Annotated in this window: 16 protein-coding genes; 7 read left to right on the top strand and 9 right to left on the bottom strand. The window is 70.1% G+C overall.

From position 1 onward, the window contains the following. Window positions 1-17: 17 nt before the first annotated feature. From ABT061_RS15160 to ABT061_RS15150, 3 genes are all read right to left on the bottom strand, one after another. Entirely contained in the window at window positions 18-440 is a 423-nt protein-coding gene (locus tag ABT061_RS15160; RefSeq protein ID WP_350916938.1) for a hypothetical protein, read from the bottom strand. 165 nt (window positions 441-605) lie between these two features. Continuing rightward, window positions 606-1682: a sigma-70 family RNA polymerase sigma factor gene (locus ABT061_RS15155; protein WP_350916935.1), complete on the bottom strand. Its 1077-nt coding sequence runs from the start codon at window positions 1680-1682 to the stop codon at window positions 606-608. A gap of 277 nt (window positions 1683-1959) precedes the next feature. Next, complete coding sequence (locus ABT061_RS15150; RefSeq protein ID WP_350916932.1) at window positions 1960-3279, bottom strand: alpha/beta hydrolase; 1320 nt, start codon at window positions 3277-3279, stop codon at window positions 1960-1962. 25 nt (window positions 3280-3304) lie between these two features. Between ABT061_RS15150 and ABT061_RS15145 the strand changes: the two genes are divergently transcribed. Both ABT061_RS15145 and ABT061_RS15140 read left to right on the top strand, forming a co-directional pair. After that, complete coding sequence (locus ABT061_RS15145) at window positions 3305-3847, top strand: helix-turn-helix domain-containing protein (protein ID WP_350916929.1); 543 nt, start codon at window positions 3305-3307, stop codon at window positions 3845-3847. Window positions 3848-4316: 469 nt separating this feature from the next. Continuing rightward, window positions 4317-4814 carry an ATP-binding protein gene (locus ABT061_RS15140; protein ID WP_350916926.1) on the top strand — a complete coding sequence of 166 codons (498 nt, stop codon included), beginning with the start codon at window positions 4317-4319 and terminating at the stop codon, window positions 4812-4814. A gap of 62 nt (window positions 4815-4876) precedes the next feature. Here ABT061_RS15140 and ABT061_RS15135 read toward each other — a convergent pair whose 3' ends face one another. From ABT061_RS15135 to ABT061_RS15110, 6 genes are all read right to left on the bottom strand, one after another. Continuing rightward, a complete protein-coding gene (locus tag ABT061_RS15135) occupies window positions 4877-5455 on the bottom strand; it encodes a GNAT family N-acetyltransferase (protein ID WP_350916923.1) in 579 nt (192 codons plus the stop codon). A gap of 192 nt (window positions 5456-5647) precedes the next feature. Beyond that, window positions 5648-6535, bottom strand: coding sequence for an LLM class flavin-dependent oxidoreductase (locus tag ABT061_RS15130; protein ID WP_350916920.1), 888 nt, complete (start codon window positions 6533-6535; stop codon window positions 5648-5650). Between the two features lie 268 nt (window positions 6536-6803). Next, window positions 6804-8963 (bottom strand): protein kinase domain-containing protein, encoded by a 2160-nt coding sequence (locus ABT061_RS15125; RefSeq protein ID WP_350916917.1) that lies wholly within the window; start codon window positions 8961-8963, stop codon window positions 6804-6806. A 433-nt stretch (window positions 8964-9396) separates the two neighbouring features. Then, on the bottom strand, window positions 9397-10446 hold the full coding sequence (locus tag ABT061_RS15120) for a hypothetical protein (protein ID WP_350916914.1): 1050 nt from the start codon (window positions 10444-10446) through the stop codon (window positions 9397-9399). 89 nt (window positions 10447-10535) lie between these two features. Then, window positions 10536-12320, bottom strand: a complete 1785-nt coding sequence (locus ABT061_RS15115; RefSeq protein WP_350916911.1) for a PQQ-dependent sugar dehydrogenase — start codon at window positions 12318-12320, stop codon at window positions 10536-10538. A gap of 451 nt (window positions 12321-12771) precedes the next feature. Continuing rightward, on the bottom strand, window positions 12772-13800 hold the full coding sequence (locus ABT061_RS15110) for a LacI family DNA-binding transcriptional regulator (RefSeq protein WP_350916908.1): 1029 nt from the start codon (window positions 13798-13800) through the stop codon (window positions 12772-12774). 185 nt (window positions 13801-13985) lie between these two features. On the opposite strand from ABT061_RS15110, the gene ABT061_RS15105 reads away from it, so the two are divergent. From ABT061_RS15105 to ABT061_RS15085, 5 genes are read left to right on the top strand one after another with little or no spacing between them, the layout of a single operon-like run. Then, window positions 13986-15179, top strand: coding sequence for an amino acid ABC transporter substrate-binding protein (locus ABT061_RS15105; protein WP_350916905.1), 1194 nt, complete (start codon window positions 13986-13988; stop codon window positions 15177-15179). A 4-nt stretch (window positions 15180-15183) separates the two neighbouring features. Next, window positions 15184-16071, top strand: a complete 888-nt coding sequence (locus ABT061_RS15100; protein ID WP_350916902.1) for a branched-chain amino acid ABC transporter permease — start codon at window positions 15184-15186, stop codon at window positions 16069-16071. Further along, window positions 16055-17074, top strand: a complete 1020-nt coding sequence (locus tag ABT061_RS15095) for a branched-chain amino acid ABC transporter permease (RefSeq protein WP_350916899.1) — start codon at window positions 16055-16057, stop codon at window positions 17072-17074. The genes ABT061_RS15100 and ABT061_RS15095 overlap by 17 nt, the downstream gene beginning before the upstream one ends. Continuing rightward, window positions 17071-17805 (top strand): ABC transporter ATP-binding protein, encoded by a 735-nt coding sequence (locus ABT061_RS15090; protein WP_350916896.1) that lies wholly within the window; start codon window positions 17071-17073, stop codon window positions 17803-17805. Before ABT061_RS15095 ends, ABT061_RS15090 begins: the two co-directional genes overlap by 4 nt. A 10-nt stretch (window positions 17806-17815) precedes the next feature. Beyond that, window positions 17816-18742: an ABC transporter ATP-binding protein gene (locus ABT061_RS15085; RefSeq protein WP_350917811.1), complete on the top strand. Its 927-nt coding sequence runs from the start codon at window positions 17816-17818 to the stop codon at window positions 18740-18742. Window positions 18743-18801 lie beyond the last annotated feature (59 nt).

Below are 18801 nucleotides of genomic sequence, written 5' to 3'. Positions count from 1 at the left end.
CGCGACCGCGCCGACGGTCAGTGGACGCGGTGCTGTTCGGCGTGGTAGCCGCCGCCGGGCCAGATCCAGTCCCCGGACAGGCTGTTGCCATCGGGGCTGAACAGGGCGCGGTAGTAGGCGGGTGAGCCTTTCTCACCGCCCCAGATGGTGAGCGTGTCGCCGTTGATCTCGTAGACGTAGTCAAGGGTTTCGCCCTGGCTGCCGTAGAACCGGGAGGTGATGTCCTCGCCCGGTTCCTCGGCGCCGAACGGTCTTTCCCGGCCGATGATCTCGATGCCGGTGATGTGCCGGCCGGCATGCTGGAGGTCGACCTCCTGCTTGAGGAAGTGACGGCCTGCCAGCCAGGAGTAGGTGACCTGGCCGGTGACCTCGCCGCTCACCTTCCAGGTGCCGACGAGCCGGTCGAGCTCGGCCAGCGCGGTGTCCTGCCTGTTCGACATGGGGTCCTCTCTCGTACGCTTCGATGCTGCTGGGTTTAGCTGTATGACGGCACGGCGCCGGAAAAGGAATCGGTGCCCGGCTCAGCCGTGCAGGAATTCCATGCGGCCGCGTCGAGCCGCGGACCTCACCGGCCAGGGTCACCTCGCGCCGTTGGAATCCCACGTTCACGACAGGACCAGAGGCAGGCCGAATGCGGCGAAGTGGCGTGGTGCGAACGACGTGATCGCGGTGATCCGGCCGCCGTCGATCCGCAGCACATCCAGCACCTGGCCGCGGAACCGCCCGGTCAGGTCCTTGGTCTCGGGTGCGCGGGAGTGTTCGGCATAGTGCGCGACCGCGGGTTGGAGATTCGCGCCGGTGACCACGCAGTGCCAGCGCCCGTGATACCACTCCGAGCCGGAGTCGAAGACCTGTCCGGTAAGGGTCAGCAGCGCATCCCGCCCGACCAGCCACGCCGGGTGTGGCGGCATCGTCATCCGTACGTCCTCGGCGAGCAACCCGGTAAGCATGTCCAGGTCGGATTGCTGATGCGCCTGGACGTAACGTCGCAACAGCGCGCGCTCGTCCGCGCTCGGCTCGGCTGAAGGTGCCCAGTCCTCGCGCCGCTGGGGCAGGTGCTGTTTCAGCGTCGCCCGCGCCCGCTGCAACGCGCTCTTCACCGACGCCACGCTGGTGTCCAGCAGCGCGGCCGTCTCGGTGGCGGGCCAGCCCAGCACATCCCTGGTGATCAACACGGCTCGCTGCCGGGCGGGGAGATGCTGGATCGCCACCAGGAAGGCGAGCTCGATCGTCTCCCGCGCGACCGCCACCGCTTCCGGTCCTTCGGCCCCGTCGACGGCCGGCTCCAGCAGCCGATCCGGGACCGGCTGCAACCACGACACATCAGCAGGTGGCTGCACCGGCGTGCCCGACTCGACCAGCGGCGGAACCTGGTACGGCGCGGCCCGCCGGTTGTTCCGGTCGATCAGGTCCAGGCACGCGTTCGTCGCGATCTTGTACAGCCAGGCCCGGAACGTCGACCGCCCCTCATAGGTTTCCCGGCGGCGCCATGCCCGCAGGAACGTCTCCTGAACGATGTCCTCCGCGTCGTCGTAGGAGCCCAGCATCCGGTAGCAGTGCACCCGCAACTCCCAGCGGACAGGCTCGACAAGCGCTCCGAACGCCCCCTCGTCACCGGCCAGCGCGGCGCCCACCACGGCCGCGTCCTCCGCCTGACCGCCACCGCCTTGCTCCTCGACCACGACTACCGCCCCCTACGCCAACACGTGTTGATGACGATAAGACGGCCACCGCCACCAGAAGGAATCGGATCGCCTGCGCCCCTCGGAAGAGACCTTGGTGTTTGACCCTGTCTTCCGGCCGCTCCACGCTCTGGAGGGTTGGTTGTCCCTCGTCGGATCGCAATCCAACAAGGGACAGAACGCCACACGCCACCTCACCTCACGGGCTGGGTGCGGCAGAGGTGAGAAGTTCGATCTCGGCGTGTCAACTCGTGAGGTGCTTGACGTCGGAAACCAGTCAAGCGATCTTCCCATGGTCCGGCGTCAGCCACTTGACGATGTCGGCGACGACGGCCGGGTCCACGTGTTGCGGGGGCTCGTATTCCGCAGGCGTGGACGGACCTGCGCCGGGAAAAAACAGGTGGTTGTCGGCGTCATAGACGCGGATCGTGACATCCGGCCGGTGAGCGAGACCGGCCTTCCAGCGTGAGAGGTCATCCGCGACGGTCACTTGATAGTCGCGGCCGCCTTGGAGGATGAACATCGGCTTGTCCAGCGCCGCCGCGGCCGCGACCGGGTCGTAGCCGCGCAGATCCAGCCAGTACGCTGCCGGTCGGCCGAACAGCAGCGCTTCGGTCGGCGTCGACGATGACAGGTCGGGACTGGCGACCATCGCAGCCTGCTGCATGATCGCCTCGACGGCGGCCTCCACCGCCGGGCCGGGATCCAGCGAGGCGAGATAACGGACGACGCGGACGGCGGCCTGGTGCATCGGCTGCGTATCGCCGGCCATGATCACCAAACCGGCGACGGACGCCTCGGCGGTCGCGACCCGCGGAGCGACCTTGCCGCCCATGCTGTGACCGAGAACGAAGACGCGGGCGGGGTCCACGCTCGACTGCTGCCGGAGTAGTTGGGCGGCGGCGACCGCGTGCGGCACGTACTCGTCGGCCATCGTGAAGTCGGGTGTGTTCGCCACCTGGTCGCTGTGGGTGTAGGTCACCTTGTCGAACCGCAACACCGCTATATCGCGGCTGGCCAGCCCCCAGGCCAGATCTTTGAGTGGTTTGTTGGCTCCGCTCGTGGCGTCGCGGTCGAATGCTCCTCCTCCGCTGAGTAGCACCACGCCGGGTCGCAGGCCGGTCCCGTGTGGAAGGCTCATCGTGCCGGGCACGGCGAGAGGTCCGTCGCCAACCGTGACGTCGTGCTCATCGAACCTCGTCGGGTCGGCGTACGGCGGCGGCGCCCAAGGTGCGGTTACCGGGGCGAGCCGCAGACCGTTCAGCCTGCCGTTGTGGTCGATCGCCATGGCCACGGTCACTCCCCCGCGCTCGCTGGTCACCGGGACACTCACGCGGACCAGCTCTGCATCGATCCGCTCGCTCACCGGCTCCCCGATGGTGGAAACCGGTCCGCTCCTGCCCATCTCGGCAACCCAGGCGATCTGTAGCACCTCAGCGGTGACCACCGCCCGCAGGGGCGGTGCGAACAGATCCTCAATCTCGGCGAAGCGTCCTTCGCATGCCATCTCGACGACCGCGACGGCGGTCGCTGCTGGGTCGGTTTCCATCGTCATGCCCACCCAAACCTTTCTCAATTTATGAGAAAGGTAGCACATGTGAGATTGTAAGGGAGTGGACACATTGGAGCTTCTGGCGCACCCGGTGCGGCTGCGAGTCGTGCACGCGATGCGCGGGGGACGGACGCTGACGACTTCCCAGTTGTGCGCTCGGATTCCCGATGTCTCGAAGGCCACTATCTACCGGCACATCGATCTGCTCGCGTCCGGGGGCGTCCTGGAAGTGGCCGACGAGCGGCGGGTACGCGGCGCGGTGGAGCGCCGATATCGGCTACGTCAGGATCGAGCGGCGATCGATGCCGACATGATTGAGTCGCTGTCGCTCGATGATCATCGGCGCGGATTCGCCACGGCGATGGCCATCCTGCTCGCCGAGTTCAACGCCTACCTCGAACGAGATCACGCCGACCCGGTGGCAGACCTCGTCGGCTACCGACAGCATGCTGTCTGGCTCAGTCGAGACGAGCTCCTCGAGATGATCAGCGAACTGCGCAGCGCGATCGCGCCCCGACTGGCGAACCAATCCACACCCGACCGTGCGCAATACCTGCTCAGCCCGATCCTGTTCCCAACCGAGGGACCGTCCGCCGCTCCCGAGGCCGGTTGAGTCGCCGCCACGCGCTCACGCTGCTGTCTGATTCACGGGCCCTGGAGCTGATCAACGCCCATGACGTCGGCCTTGCGCCAATGCGCGAGTCGGCGGAGTGGGGCGCCTGACAGCGCGGCAGCCAATTTCGGGTCGTACGTCATCACCTCAACCCTTCCGCGCTCCGTGAACCACACTTCCACCCGGCCATCATCGCAAATCCCGCTACGCCAGCCGAGCATTACGCGGCGCCCTTCGCAGTCTCGATGCTTTCGGCCGAACGCGGGACGTCGTCACCGCTGCCCCGTCGTAGAGGGCTTTGATGTCGCCGGCCGCCCGGCGCGTGAAGGTCAGGCGGCGAAGATAAATCGCCTGTTGTGTCAGCGTCATCAGTACCCAGGCCCCTGCCAGTCGGAGGGGCCCACTATGCGGCACCGGGGCGCCAGGGCCGGGCACCAGGGCGGCGGGGCAGAGTGACATTCGCACGCTGGTGAAGGTCCTGCAGCCCGGTTCGGCCTCGCGTCGTGCCCGGGCCGTCGTCCGGGAGGTGCTCCAGCAGGCGGGCCTGCTCGAGGACGACATCGACACCGCCGAACTCGCCGTCGCCGAACTCGCCGCCAACGCCGAGAAGCACGCCCGCCCGCCGTACGAGCTGCGGATCTTCAGCTTGGACGGCATCCCCACCTGGTGCGAGATCGTCGATGGTGACCCCGACCCGCACGAGATCGGCATCATCCTCAACCTGCTGCACTCGGTGAAGGAGATCGGTCTCCCATTGCTCGCCGAGAACGGCCGCGGCCTGCTGCTGGCCCACCGGTTCTCGCACGGCCACTGCCAGGCCTATCCGGTCATCACCCTCACCACCGCCACCCCCGGCAAGGCCGTCGCCTTCGCCCTGCCCACCCTCTCCGGCAACCGCCTGATCTTCCCGCCGCTCCCCGATCTCCGCCCCGGCCTCGCCGAACTCAGACGCCGGCCATCGGGATAGGCTCTCGCCCAAGCGGTTGTCAGGAGTCGTGGGCCATCCGTGAAGTGCGGAGCGGCGTCGTGCTACCGAACGGCCGGCGCCTGCCGATGCCGTCTCCACTCGGCCCGGGTGAGTTCATACTCGACTTCGCCGTGTTCGGAGCCCTCGATCGCCTCCGGCCAGTCTTCGGTGAAGCTCCGGACGAATGACAGGCCGGCTTTCTCCATCACGCGGCGGGATCGCGTGTTGACGGCCATGGTGTTCGCGGTCACCCGCTCCACCCCGAGATCCGTGAATCCCTTGCGGATCAGGGCCCGCGAGCCCTCCGTGGCATGGCCAGCGCCCCAGGCGGCCTTGTTCAGCCGGTAGCCGAGTTCGACCACCACAGGACTGTGGTCGGCCAGGGGCCGGAATTCGAACCAGCCCAGAAAGACCCCGGTGGCCTTCTCCTCCGCGGCCCAGTAGCCGCGGGTGCCGAAACACGGGTGGTCGTGGAGGAGCCGCGGCAGGGTCTGTGCCCGGATCACCTCGCGGCTCGTCGGCCGGCCGCCGTTGATGAAGCGCATGACGTCGGGGTCATTGTCCAGTGTGAGCAGGTGGTCGGCGTCGGCCTCGGTGAACGCGCGGAGCACGAGCCGGTCGGTCTCCAGGAAGACATGCATGCCGTAATCCTCACCACCGGCAACCGGGTCCGCCACCGGATATCGGGTCGGTGCGAGGGCGGTTCGCCCGAGGGCGGAGGAGGCGTCGGTTCCCGGCCGATGGTGAGGACAGGGAGACCGCGGGGCTGCCCCGCGAGTCGGTTCCCGTTCCGTGAGATCGCCGCCCGAGCGGTGATGCTCGGCGCGCGTGGGTCAGGCCAGGAGTGCGCGGGCCTCGGCCAGCAGGTCGCACTGCTCGCGCCAGTCGCCGCCCGCGAAGCCCAGGACCACGTGACGCGCCCCGGCGTCGCGGTAGGCGGCGAGTTGCTCGGCCACCTGCGCGGGTTTCCCGGTGAGGGGCAGCTGCACGGCCTTCTCCATGGGGATGCCGTACCCGGTGATGCCCGAGGCGATGGACTCGCGGGTGGGCAGGCCGGGTCCCGAACCGAGGACGCCGGTGGCGCCGATGGCGACGATCGGCTCGGGGCGTCCGTGGGCTGCGGCGAGCTCGGCCAGCCTGGTTCGGCCCGAGGCCACCTCTGACGGCGGGATCATCGAGGGGAACCAGCCGTCTCCATGGCGGGCCGCCCGCCGCACGGCCACCGCCGAGGCGTTGCCGACCCAGATCGGCGGCGGCGTCACGGCCGGTTGGAGCCGTACCTCGCCGGGCTCGTCCACCAGCGCGACGGTCTCCCCGGCCAGCAGCCGCGCCAGCAGCTCCAGCGCGGTGTCGGTCCGCCTGCCGCGCTCGCCGTAAGGGACTCCGGCCGCCGCCCACTGCCCGGCCCCGCCGCCGGACCCGACGCCCAGCACCAGCCGACCGCCCGAGACATGCTGCAGGCTCGCGACCTGCTTGGACGCCCAGGCCAGGGGTCGGATCGCCGGGACGAACACGCTCGTGCCGATCCGGATCCGGGTGGTCGCCGCCGCCGCGACGGCCAGTGCCACGGCGCAGTCCAGTGACGCGGTCCCGGTGGCGAGGTGGTCGCCGTGCCAGACGCCGTCCAGCCCGGCCTCCTCGGCGTGGCGCGCGGCGGTGCCCAGATCGAGCCGCTGCTCCCGCTGCACACCGACGCCGGGCAGAATCACTCCGATGTCCATGCGCGCCATCCTTCAACCTCAAGTGACCTTGAGGTCAACTCGCCACGGGAAGTGCTTCGCCCTCTCCAGTCCGGTCAGGCGATGCGATAGCGGTGCTCGTCAACGGTGGCGACCACTTCAAGCTGCCCGCCGAGTGCCTGGACGTATGCCGTTAACGTGCCCGGCGTCGCAGACCCCGGCTCCCCGCGTTCGGGTGCATGGCCAGGGTGGACGGCGTGAGCTGTTCGACCTGCGCCGCGCGGCGGGCTGAGCTCTCACCGCCGCATCCTCAGGCGGTACGCAGGCTGCCGACGTCGTACAGCAGCACGTCGTCACCTGCGGCCACCGCCAGGACGGACCCGTTGGCGCTGAAGGTCACGGTGTGGACCTGGCCGCTCTCCAGGGGTTGCCGGAGCCGCCGTCGGGTGGCGACGTCCCACAGCAGGACGCCGTCCTCATCGGTCCCGGCGGCGAGAACGGTCCCGTCGGGGCTGCACGCCATGCTGTTGATCGTCGAACCGGCTCCCTTGAACGTCGTTCCCTTCGGTTTGTGGGATGCCACATCCCAGACCCGCACCACCTTGTCGTACCCCGCGCTCGCCAGGGTCTCGCCGTCGAGGAACACGACGGCGTTGACATCGTCCTTGTGCCCGGTCAACGGGCTGCCGGCCGCCCTGGAGCCGGAGGTGTGCCACAGCCGTACGGTGTCGTCCCACCCGGCGGTGGCCAGCAGGCGCCCGTCGGGGCTGAACGCCGCGTTCCTGACCAGTTCGGTGTGGCGCATGGAGGCGCCCGACTGCTTGCGGTCGGAGGTCCGCCAGAGCCGGACCCACTCGTACCCGCTGCCGGTGACGAACTGTTCGCCGTCCGGGCCGAACCTCACGAAGACGGAGCCGATCACGGACTTCGACACGCGACGCCTGGACGCGACGTCCCACACGTGCGCCTTGGTGTCGGTCACCCCGCCGACACTGATCAGGGTCCGGCCGTCCGGGCTCAACGCCACGCCCTCGACGTAGGACGTGCGGTCGTCGAGTTCCGCGATCATCTTCCCGGTGGGGACCTCCCACAGGCGGACCTTGCCGTCCCAGCACCCGGCGGCCACCAGGCGGCCGTCGGCGGAGACCGCGAGGCCCTGCACCGTGTTGCCGTTCTCAAGCACCAGCGGCCCGTCCGGGCCGGGCGGGATCAGCCCGGACGCGCTCGGGGAGGCCGCCGGCTCGCCCGTGGGCGAGGTCGCCGGGGTGGCCGAGGACGACGGCGGGATGATCGCGGCCTCCGGGCTTGCCCCGGGCGAAGAGGTGGCCGAAACGGCCGCCTCCCTCAGGTAGCGGGGAACCAGCACCGCGGCCCCCGCCGCCGCGCAGGTGGCCAGCGCGGCTCCTCCGCCGATCAGGAAGCTCCGGCGGGGTAGCCCCCGGGAGGGGGACGCCGCCGGCCCGCCGGAGGGGCCGGTGGGGAGTGTCATCCGGGGCGGGCCGCCGGTCGGCGCCGTCGGGGGAGGGGCGGTAGAAAGCGGTGCCGTGCCGGAACGCTCCCGGGTGAGCGGCAGGTCCGGAGAGGATGCCGGGTTCGGCGGAGACGGCTGCGCCATCCGCCCCATGGCCGTCGTCAGCAGGTCACCGGTGGGGACCGCCGCCCCGTTACCGGTGATGAGACCAAGCAGGACCTCCTCGGCCGTGGGGCGGTGCTCGGCTGCCTTGGCCAGGCACCGGCCGGAGATCTGCCGCAGGCCGTCCGGCAGGCCGGTGAGGTCGCACTCCTGGTGGAGGATCCGGTACACCAGGGCCGCGAGGGCGACATCATGGCCGAACGGGGTCCTGCCCGTCCCAGCGAACAGGATGGTGCCGGCCCAGCTGAACATGTCGGAGGGCGGGCCCACCGAATCCCCGGAGAGCTGCTCGGGCGACATGTACGGCGGGGTGCCGATCAGGCTGACGGACGTGGTGGCCAGGTCCATGCTGCGCGCGATGCCGAAGTCGACCACCCGTGGCCCGTCCGGGCCGAGCAGCACGTTGGCGGGTTTGAAATCGCGGTGGACGATCCCCGCGTGGTGGATCGCCGCCAGCGCGGTGGCCGTACCGATCGCGAGCCGTGCCAGGTCACGCGGGTCGAGCGGCCCGCGTGAGCCGACCCGCTGCTCCAGCGACTCCCCTTCGATGAACTCGCTCACCACGTACGGCTGATCGTCGGCCGTACCGACGTCCAGGATGCGTGCCGTGCAGAAGTGGGGCACCTGGCGGGCCGCCTCCACCTCGCGGAGGAACCGCTTGTGGGTCTTCGGGTCACCGGCGACGTGGCCGTGCAGGACCTTGACGGCGACCCGCGTCCCTGAAGGGGACTCCCCGAGGTACACGGATCCCTGGCCGCCCTTGCCCAGGCATCCGAGCAGCCGGTACTTCCCCAGCCGGGTCGGTTCGCCCGGACGCAACGGGCGCGGTTCCGACACGTGTGCCTCCCGGCGTCTCGCGGTCTTGAGGTCGACGCGGCGTGGCGGGGCGGATGGCGGCCGCGTCCGCGGGGCTGCCCGACTCGATCATGCCCCAGGATAGGCGCTTTCGGCGTGGGTTCCGTCCCGCTGTCTCCCCGGCCCGGGATCACGGCCGGCGGTCAGGGCGCCGGAACCCGTCCCGCCGATCAGCGCGTCGATCCCGCGGTCGCCCGCGGTCGCGGTACGGAGTGTGGTCCCCGGAGCCGCCGTACAGGATGTCGGAGCCCGTCCAGCCACACGCACTGCCAGGTGTTGGGCGCCCAGATGCCCGCGGGGCGGGGGCCCGTCGTCGGGCTCCCCGCACCGCGGCACGGTCACGCCGTCCAGGGGGCGTTCCGCGGGTCTCCGCCGCGACAGGCGGAAAGATCCGTGGAACACACCCGGGGGCCGGTCAGGGGCGGTGCCTGGTGGCCCAGCGATACTGCTGGAAGACCTCTTTGCCGGTCACGGACCGGTCGAGGAACATCAGGCTGTCGAGTCGGCAGTCGCACGGGTTCTGCTCCCGGGTGTTCTGCGGGAAACTACCGCCGATCTTGATGCCCCTGGGGTCCGTCTCCGAGGTGAGGTCCGGCTCCGGCGGTCCCGAGACGCCCCACGGATCGTCCGAGAGCGTGTAGAACCCGTCGAGCGGCCGCCCGTTCTTGTACAGCGCCATGGTGCCCTCGTCGAAGTCGAACGTCGCGGCGAGGAACACCCACTCGTCGAGCGGTAGCACGCTCTGCCAGGCCTCGCTCGCGGCGAACGTCTGGGACCTGCCGCCGTCCACGCGCCTGCCGAGCGCGACCACCCGCAGCTCTCCCGACACGTTGATCACTTCGAGCAGGGCTCGGACGTCGTGCCCCTGGGAGGTGCCGGTGAGGACGCCCGCCAGCCCGACCGCGTTGTACCGGTCGTCCGGGGCCGGCGTGTTGGAGTTGAGGCCCGGGTTCGAGCCGGTCATCTTGAACCACCCCATGATCGTGGTCCCCTTCGCGCCGTTGAAGGCGTTCAGGGTGGGCACCCCGGTCTCCGAGTAGACGCCGGCCTTCCAGTCGTCGTTGCCGACGAGGGCAGGGTTGACCTGCCGCGTCTGCAGCGAGGACCGGCTCCCCCGATGGGCGCCGTCCGGCACGCGCATCGAGGCGCCGCCGTTGACGAGGTCGATGTCCGTTCCCGAACGGCCCTGGTCCTGCTCCCGCGCGGCGTTCCCGGGAGTGGGGTGCTCGAAGTCGTAGTAGGCGACCAGGTCCCGCTTCAGGCCGGGGAACACGTCCGGCCGGGACTGCTGCGAAGCCGCCGTGCCGGCGGGGACGGTCTGCGCGCCGGCCCGGGCCTGGGCGGCCGGGACCGTCATGAACGACCCGCACAGCACCGCGGCTGCCAGGGCCGTCGAGAGCCCACGTGGCCGGCGGTGTTCCCGCGCCGCGGTGTCATGGCTGATGTACAGGTGGCGTTTTCTCAATGTCTTCTCCCTGGTACGGCGTCGGCTCCTGCGGCCGCCGCCGAGGCGGGGAACCCGCCCCGGCGGCGGCCGTGGTCACGCGCGTACGGTCAGTCGTCCACCCGGGTGCCGGTGACCTTGAGGCCGCGGAGCCGGCCGATGTTGTCGAACGACCCGAAGCCCACCCTGCCGGAGGTGAACGTGGTGTCGACGGCGGTCATCAGCGGAGACTTCGCGCCGTCGACGTACACGGCGATCTCCCCCGAGTCGGCGCAGTGCTTCACCCGGATCCGGTGCCACTGCGTGTCGGTGACGGCGGGCCTGGCGCCTCTGGAGCGCACCTCGTCCCACTGATCCTCGATCCGCACCCGGTCGGCGTTGTTCACGGCGAAGATCCCGTTGTGCGGGTAGATCGTGTTATCCGTCGACAGGTGGGCGTAGTAGAACTGGGTGTCGCTCTGGTAGCCGAACACGACGATCACATCGCGATTGGTGACCTCGACGGGGGTGTCCAGCCTGACCTCGCCGTCGAACCGGACCGAGCCGAACTTCGGCCCCGCCGAGAGCACCGCGTACTCGAAGGGACGGCGAGGGCCGGGGCGAGACTGGCCGGCCTCGGCCAGGACGACCTCCTTCCCGGGGAACCGCCACTTCGCCGGGGTGACGGGGGCCCAGTCCTCAGCCCGGGTCACGTTGGTCACCCGGGTGCGGCCGGCGTCGCAGCCGGCGAACCACCGCGTGCCGGTGACCTTCCAGATCTTGCCGTTGGCCTTGGACAGGATGTAGAGCTCGCCGGCGCTGTCGCGGCCGAACCGGAAGTCGATCCGGGCGTCACCCGCCAGGTCCCGCATCGTGACCCGCTTGCCCGTCCGGTCGTAGACCATGAGCTCGTGGATCGGGGCCCGCTCGGCGCCGATGCGCATCTCACGCTCGGCGGTGTAGAAGATGCGGCCGGTGACGATGTCCCCGAAGAGATACTTGCCGCGCAGCTCGGGCACCTTGTGGCCGCGGTAGACGAAACCACCCGAGATCCCGCGCCCGACGTCGGAGGTGCAGTTCCAGCCCGGCGGCGGGTTGTGGTCGTAGGCGGCCACCGGGTAGGTGTAGCCGTACTTCTCGTCGTCGGCGGGCAGCGGGCGGAGGCGCTCGCAGGGGTTCGAGGTGGCCTTGTCGAACACGAACGACCCCTCGCGCTCGCTCCATCCGAAGTTGGCGCCCGCGCGGACCTCGTAGACCGACTCCACGCTCTTCTCGCCGATGTGCCCGAGGAACATGCGGTGCCGTCCCGCCGGGTCCCAGCTGAAGCGGTGCGGGTCGCGCATCCCGTAGGCATAGATCTCGCCGAGCGCGCCCGGCCTGCCGACGAACGGGTTGTCGGCAGGGATCCCGTACCTGCCGCTGGCGCTGTTCCCGGCCCGCGGGTCGATCCGGAAGATCTTCCCGTGTGGCAGCGCCAGGTTCTGGGGCTCGTCGTTGCGGACGCCCGTGCCGCCGTCGCCCACCGCGACGTAGAGCAGCCCGTAGTCCCTGTCGCCCCGCTTGGCGGTCGGGTTGAAGTCGATCTGCTGGATGCCGTGGATCTGGCCTGCGAACCCGAGCCGGAGGATCTCCCGGCGGCTCCCCTGGAAGGTGCCCGCCGACGGGTCGTCCGCCGTCCACTCGGTCACGATGCCGTGGTACAGGGTGCCCGGCTGGGGCGTCAGGTCCGGGGTCTTCGCGGTGGCCGAGGCCAGCTCGGTGTGGACCGTGTAGAACGTGCCGTTCTTCCGGAACTCGGGGTGGAAGGTCGCGAAGCCGAATCCCTGGCCGAGGCCGCGGCCGGAGAAGAACTCGGGGGCGAACGTGGCGCCGACGTCGAGGTAGACGTGCGGCGCGCCGTTTTCGAGCAGGTACATCTTGCCATTTAGGTCAGGTACAAACTTGCGCCCAGACCCATCTGGAATTTCACCGAGGTGATTGATCCGGGCCCAGCGGACCAGTCGCGGGTCGGTCGGCGCCGGGGTCGGCTCCGACTTGGGGAACGAGGCGAACTCTTCGACGGTCAGCCCCAGCCCGGATGTGATCGGCTCCTCCGGGATCGGATCGGTGATCGGTTCATCGAGTCGCGCGGCCGCCGGTCGTGCGGACGAAGCGGCTGCTTGTGGCACTTGGGGGAGGCCTACGAGGACGGCGACGATTGTCAGCAGGAACCATTTGGACTTCCGCATCCCGCCTACCTAACAGTCGATGGGGGCGCTCGGAAAGCGCTTCCCTGAAAGTAGGAGACGATTACAGTCGCGTCAATGACATGTTTCTTCGAGGCTGAAATCGCCCTTGCGGTCGGTACACCGGTACGCCGGTGCGGGTTCAGCGGGTGAGGCGGGCCGCCCCGGACCTGGCGGGGACCGGGCCGGTGGAGGCGCGAACGACCAGCTCGTGGCCGGTGCGCCGGCGCCGGGGGCGGGCGGCGGGAGGCTTGAGGACGAGTTCGAGCGCCTGCCGGCCCATGCCGATCATCGGCAGGCGGACTGTGGTCAGGCCCGGGTAGACGTCGGCGGCCACCGGGATGTCGTCGAAGCCCGCGACCGAGACCTCGCCGGGGATCAGGCGGCCGTCGTGCAGCAGCCAGGACAGCGCGCCGACGGCCATCGGGTCGTTGAGCGCGATGACCGCGGTCAGCTCCGGGTGCCCGCGCATCAGCTGCGCGGTCGAAGACGCGCCGCCCTCGCGGGTGAAGTCGCCGTGTACGACGGGGATCGCCTCCCAGCTCAGGCCGTGCGCCTCGGCGGCGCTCCGCAGGCCGGCGAGCCGGTCCTCCACGGTGGTGAGGTTGGCCGGGCCACCGACCACGCCGATGTCGCGGTGGCCGAGGTCCAGCAGGTGGCGCATGACGGTCTCCGCGCCGTTGCGGTTGTCCGGCAGCACCGCGTCGACCGGCAGGTGGTGGCGGCCTATCACCGCCACGCGGCCTCCCGCCGAGCTGAAGGACGCGAGCTCGGCGGCGGTACCGACCTCGGTGCTCGCCTCGACGTATCCCGATCCGGCCAGGACGATCGAGGTGACCCGGTGGGCCCGCAGCGTGCGGATGCGCGCCAGCTCGGCGCGCGGGTCGCGCTCGGTCTGGCTGATCATGGCCATGTAGCCGCGGCTCTCGGTCTCGCGCAGCACGCCCCGGGCGATCTCGGCGAAGTAGGGGTCGCCGACGTCGTGGACGATCAGCCCGATCATGGAGGCCTGCCCGCCGGCGAGGGCTCGGGCGTGGCTGTTGGGGACGTAGCCGACCTGGGCCGCCACGGCCTGGACGTGTGCCGCGAGCGCGGGGCTGACTCCGCTGCTCCCGGTCATCGCGCGGGAGGCCGTCGCCAGCGAGACCCCTGCGGCTCGTGCGACGTCCACTAGACGCGGAATGGCTGTGCGCTCTTCCATTCGCGGGATTACCCCCTTGTCACGTCGCTGTAACGCGTGCCATGGTAACCGAAAGCGCTTACGAAAGCGCTTACGAAGGCGAAACCGACCCACGCTCTGGAGGGTTCGACATGGTAAGGGCTCCCCTCGCCCTCAGAAGCCTTGCCTTGGTAGCGATGTGCACTCTAGGCCTTTCCGCCTGCGGCGGCATCGGCGATGAGCCGGCCGCCGAGAGCGGTGGCACCGGTCCGGTCAAGGTCGGCATCTCCCTGCCGCTGACCGGCGATTTCTCCGAACCGGGCAAGGGTGTGCGGGAGGGGTACGAGGTCTGGGCCGACCAGGTCAACGCGGCGGGCGGCCTCCTCGGCCGGAAGGTTGAGCTGATCTTCCGGGACGACGCCTCCGACCCCAACCGGGTCGTCTCCGACTACGAGTCGCTCATCACCCAGGACAAGGTCAACCTGGTGTTCGGCCCGTTCTCGACCCGCCTGGTGATCCCCGCCGCAGAGGTCGCCGAGTCCTACAACATGCTGTTCGTCGAGCCTGCGGGCGCCGCCAAGGAGGTCTTCGAGCAGGGGTTCAAGAACCTGTTCTACGCCGCCCCGGCCATCGCCGGCGACCACTACAACTACCTGGCCGAATACATCCTGGCGCTCCCGGCGGACAGTCGGCCCAAGACCGCGGCGTACGCCTCCCTGGACGACCCGTTCGCCCAGGGCACCGCCTACGGCCTGCGCGACAAGCTCGCCGCGGCCGGCATCAAGACCGTGGCCGACGAGGTCTACCCGCCGGAGACCACCGACTTCGCCCCCATCGCCGCCCGGATCGCCAACGCCAAGCCGGACATCGTGGTCGGCGGCACCCAGTTCGAGGACTCCGTCGGCCTGGTCCGCGCCCTGCAGGAACTCGGCGCCCAGCCCAAGCTCGCGGCCTTCTCCACCGGCCCCACCCTGCAGGAGTTCCCCGAGGCGGTCGGCGGCGCGGTCGAGGGCATCCTGTCGCCCGTGGGCTGGTCGCTCACCTCCGGCTTCCCCGGCAACGACGCCTTCGTCAAGCGCTACAAGGAGATGTTCAAGGGCGAGGCCAACGAGGACGCGGCCAACGGCTACACCGTCGGCCAGATCGTGGAGGCCGCAGTCAAGGCGGTCGGCTGCGTCGACCCGACCGAGGAGTGCCAGACGAAGCTCGCGGACCACATCCGCGAGGGCACGTTCGACACCATCGTCGGCCCGCTCTCCTTCGACGACAAGGGCCGCCCCGAGGCCGCGCACATGATCCAGCAGTACGTGGACGGCAAGGTCCAGATCGTGCTGCCCGAGGGCTCCAAGGCGCAGACCACCAAGCTGGTCTTCCCCAAGAAGGACTGGTGACCTGATGCCGTCAGGCTCCCTCCTGCTGCAGGGACTCGTCCTGGGCGTGCTGACCGGCGGCCTGTACGCCCTGCTCTCCTCGGGCCTGTCACTGTACTTCGGCGTCATGCGCGTGGTGATGGTCGCCCACCCGGCGTTCCTCATCCTCGCCGCCTACCTCACTTACACGCTCAACGTCCGCCTCGGGCTTGACCCGCTGCTCACCATCCCGATCACCGTCCCGCTGTTCTTCGTGGCGGGCGTGGCGATCCAGCGGCTGCTGATCTCCAGGCTCGCCTCCGACACGATGGCGATGATGTCGGTGCTGCTCACCTTCGGCATGGCTCTGATCATCGAGGGCGTGCTCGGCACCGTCTACACCGGCTCCTACCGGTCGATCAGCATGGAATACGCCACCAAGTCGCTGTCGCTCGGCGCGGTCCGCCTGCCGTACGACCGCATCATCGCCTTCGGCGTCGCCGCGCTCACCCTCGGCCTGCTCTTCGTGGTGCTGCGGATGACCCGCTTCGGGCAGTCCCTGCGCGCGACCATCCAGCACCCGCAGGCCGCCCGGCTGGTGGGCATCAAGACCGACAGGGTCACCGGATACGGCTTCGGGGTGGGTCTGGCCACCGCGGCGGTCGGCGGCGCTGTGCTCGCCCTGATAACCCCGTTCTTCCCGGCCGCGCACTGGGCCTGGATCGGCAAGCTGATGGCGATCATCGTCGTCGGTGGCCTGGGCAGCGTGCAGGGGGCCGCCGCCGCCGCGCTCATGCTCGGCGTCATCGAGAGCCTGGTGCTGGTCACCGTCGACGCGACCTGGGCCACGATGATGTTCTACGTCTTCCTCTTCCTGACCCTCGTCGTGCGTCCCCAGGGATTCTTCGGAGGCCGCCTTGCGCAACGGTTCTAAGACGAAGGCCGGGCTCGTCGCGCTCGGGGCGCTCCTCGCCCTGGCCTACCCGTGGCTGGCGCCCAACACCTATCTCCTCTACGCGGGCGTGCTCACCGTGATGTACGCGGTGATGGCCACCTCGTGGAACCTGCTTGGCGGGTTCACCGGATACGTCTCCCTCGGCCACTCGGCGTTCTTCGGGCTCGGTGCGTACGGCACCGGCCTGCTGATCACCCGGGCCGAGTGGAACTGGATCCTCGCGCTGCTCGCCTCGGCCGTCGCGGTCGCGCTCTTCGCCGTGCTGGTCGGTATCGCCGCGGTCCGGGTGCGCGGGGCCTCCTTCGTGATCGTCTCCATCGCCCTGGTCTCCATGATGAACCTGCTGGTCCAGGGCTGGCGGTCGCTGACCGGTGGCTCCACCGGCCTGCGGGTGCCCACGCCGTTCCGCGAGCTCAACCGCGGCGAGGCGCACCTGGTGTTCTTCTACCTCTTCCTGGCCCTGCTCGCGCTGACCCTGCTGACCTGGTGGTTCGTCGATCGCTCCCGGTTCGGCAGCGGCCTGCGGGCCATCCGCGAGGACGAGGACAAGGCCGAGTCGCTCGGCGTGCCGACGGTCGCGTTCAAGGTCGCCGCCTACGCGCTGTCGGCGCTGTTCGTGGCCCTGGCCGGCGGCCTGTACGCCGTCTGGTTCCGCAGCCTCGACCCGATCTTCGTCTTCTCCATCCTGATCGGCTCCTACATGGTGCTGATGAGCCTGCTCGGCGGGGTCCGCTACCTGTTCGGCCCGCTGCTCGGCGCGCTCATCGTGGCCCCGGCCGGGGAGTACTTCCTGGTCGCGCTCGGCGAGTCGCAGATCCACCTGACCGCGACCGGCCTGGTGCTGGTGCTCGTGGTCCTGTTCATGCCCGAGGGGATCATCCCGGCCGCCGCGAAGCTGCTGCGCCGGAGACGGCCCCCGGAGACGTCGATCCGCGAGGAGACCGCCGCACAGCGGGCGGAGTTGCAGGAGGCGGCCCGATGAGCACGTCGCTGCGCACCGAGGGCCTGACCAAGGCGTTCGGCGGCGTGACTGCGGTGAACGGCGCGACGGTCGAGCTGGTGCACGGCAAGATCAACGGATTGATCGGGCCGAACGGCTCCGGCAAGACGACCTTCTTCAACCTGGTCACCGGGATGATCCGGCCCGACTCCGGGCGGACCCTCTACGGGGACAGGGAGATCACCCGCTACTCGCCGCACCGCATCGCGCACGCCGGGCTGGGCCGCACCTTCCAGCTCTGCCGGGTCTTCCCCCGGATGACCGTGCTGGAGAACATGCTGGTGGCGGTGCGCCGCACCCGGCTGCGCGAGCTGCTGGCCGGCAGCCACGACCGGGGAGAGGTCGAGCGGGCCCGCCACTGGCTGCGCCGGGTCGGTATCGACCACTTGGAGCACGCCGAGGCGCGCAACCTCTCCTACGGGCAGCAGAAGCTGCTGGAGCTCGCGGCCGTCTTCATGGGCGACCCCGAGCTGGTGCTGCTCGACGAGCCCGCCGGAGGGGTCAACCCGGCGCTGATCGAGCGGATCGTCACCCTCGTCCGTGAGCTCAACCGGGAGGGACGGACGTTCCTCGTCGTCGAGCACAACATGGACATGGTCATGGGGATGTGCGACCACGTGATCGTCTTCGACCGCGGCGCCCCCATCGCCGCGGGCCCGCCGGCGGTCGTGCAGAACGACCCCCGAGTGCTGGAGGCCTACCTCGGTGTCTGACGTGTCTGAAATGCCGGCTCCGCCGGGGACCGTTCTCGAACTGCGCGACGTCCAGGCCGGGTACGGCAGGGCGGCGCTGGTGCTGCGCGGGCTGTCGGTCACGGTCCACACGGGTGAGGTGGTCTGCCTGGTCGGGCCGAACGGCGCGGGCAAGTCGACGGTGCTCAAGGTGGCCAGCGGGCTGCTCGTCCCGCGCTCGGGCTCGGTGCTGCTCGGCGGCCGGGACGTCACCGGCGCCTCGCCGCAGGACCTCCTGGGCAAGGGGATGGCCCACGTGCTCCAGGGGCACAGCGTGTTCCGCGAGATGACGGTCGAGGAGAACGTGCGCCTGGGCGGCTACACCGTCCGGGACAAGGCCTGGCTCAAACGGCGCATCGAGGAGGTCAAGGAGATCTTCCCGGTGGTCGGCGAGCGCTGGACGAGCATCGCCGGCCTGCTCTCCGGCGGCCAGCAGAAGCAGGTGGAGTTCGCCCGCGCGCTCATGCTGGAGCCCAAGGTGATTCTGCTGGACGAGCCGTCTATGGGCCTGGACCCCAAGACGACCTCGACCGTCTTCGAGCAGATCGACCTGATGCGCCAGACCGGGGTCGCCGTCCTGCTGGTCGAGCAGAACGCCCGCCGCGCCCTGGAGATGGCCGACATCGGCTGCGTGCTGGACCTGGGGCGGGTGCACATCTCGGGACCGGCCAGGGAACTGGTCGAGGACCCCCGCCTGGGAGCCCTCTACCTCGGTGGCAGCGCCGCCAGGAAGGCGCAGGCCCCGGACGGGCCGCCCGACCGCGCGGGCACGGCGCCCGCCGCGGCGGAGGGCGCGGCAGGGAGATCCGGCGGCGCGGGCTCCGGAGCCGGCGGTACAGGCGAGGCGTCCGCCGGAGCGTCGGGCGCGGCCGTGAGGCCGGAAGGGACGCCGGTCGAGGCCGACAGCACTCCGGCGTGACGTCGTCCTCCCGGCCGGCCCCGTCCTCCCCGGCCGGGCCGGGGCGGGGGCGCGGGCCC

This window comes from Streptosporangium sp. NPDC002544, assembly GCF_040295965.1.
Lineage (GTDB): Bacteria > Actinomycetota > Actinomycetes > Streptosporangiales > Streptosporangiaceae > Streptosporangium.
The sequence above is the reverse complement of the archived record's forward strand: the minus strand, read 5'-3'. Positions and strand labels throughout refer to the sequence as shown.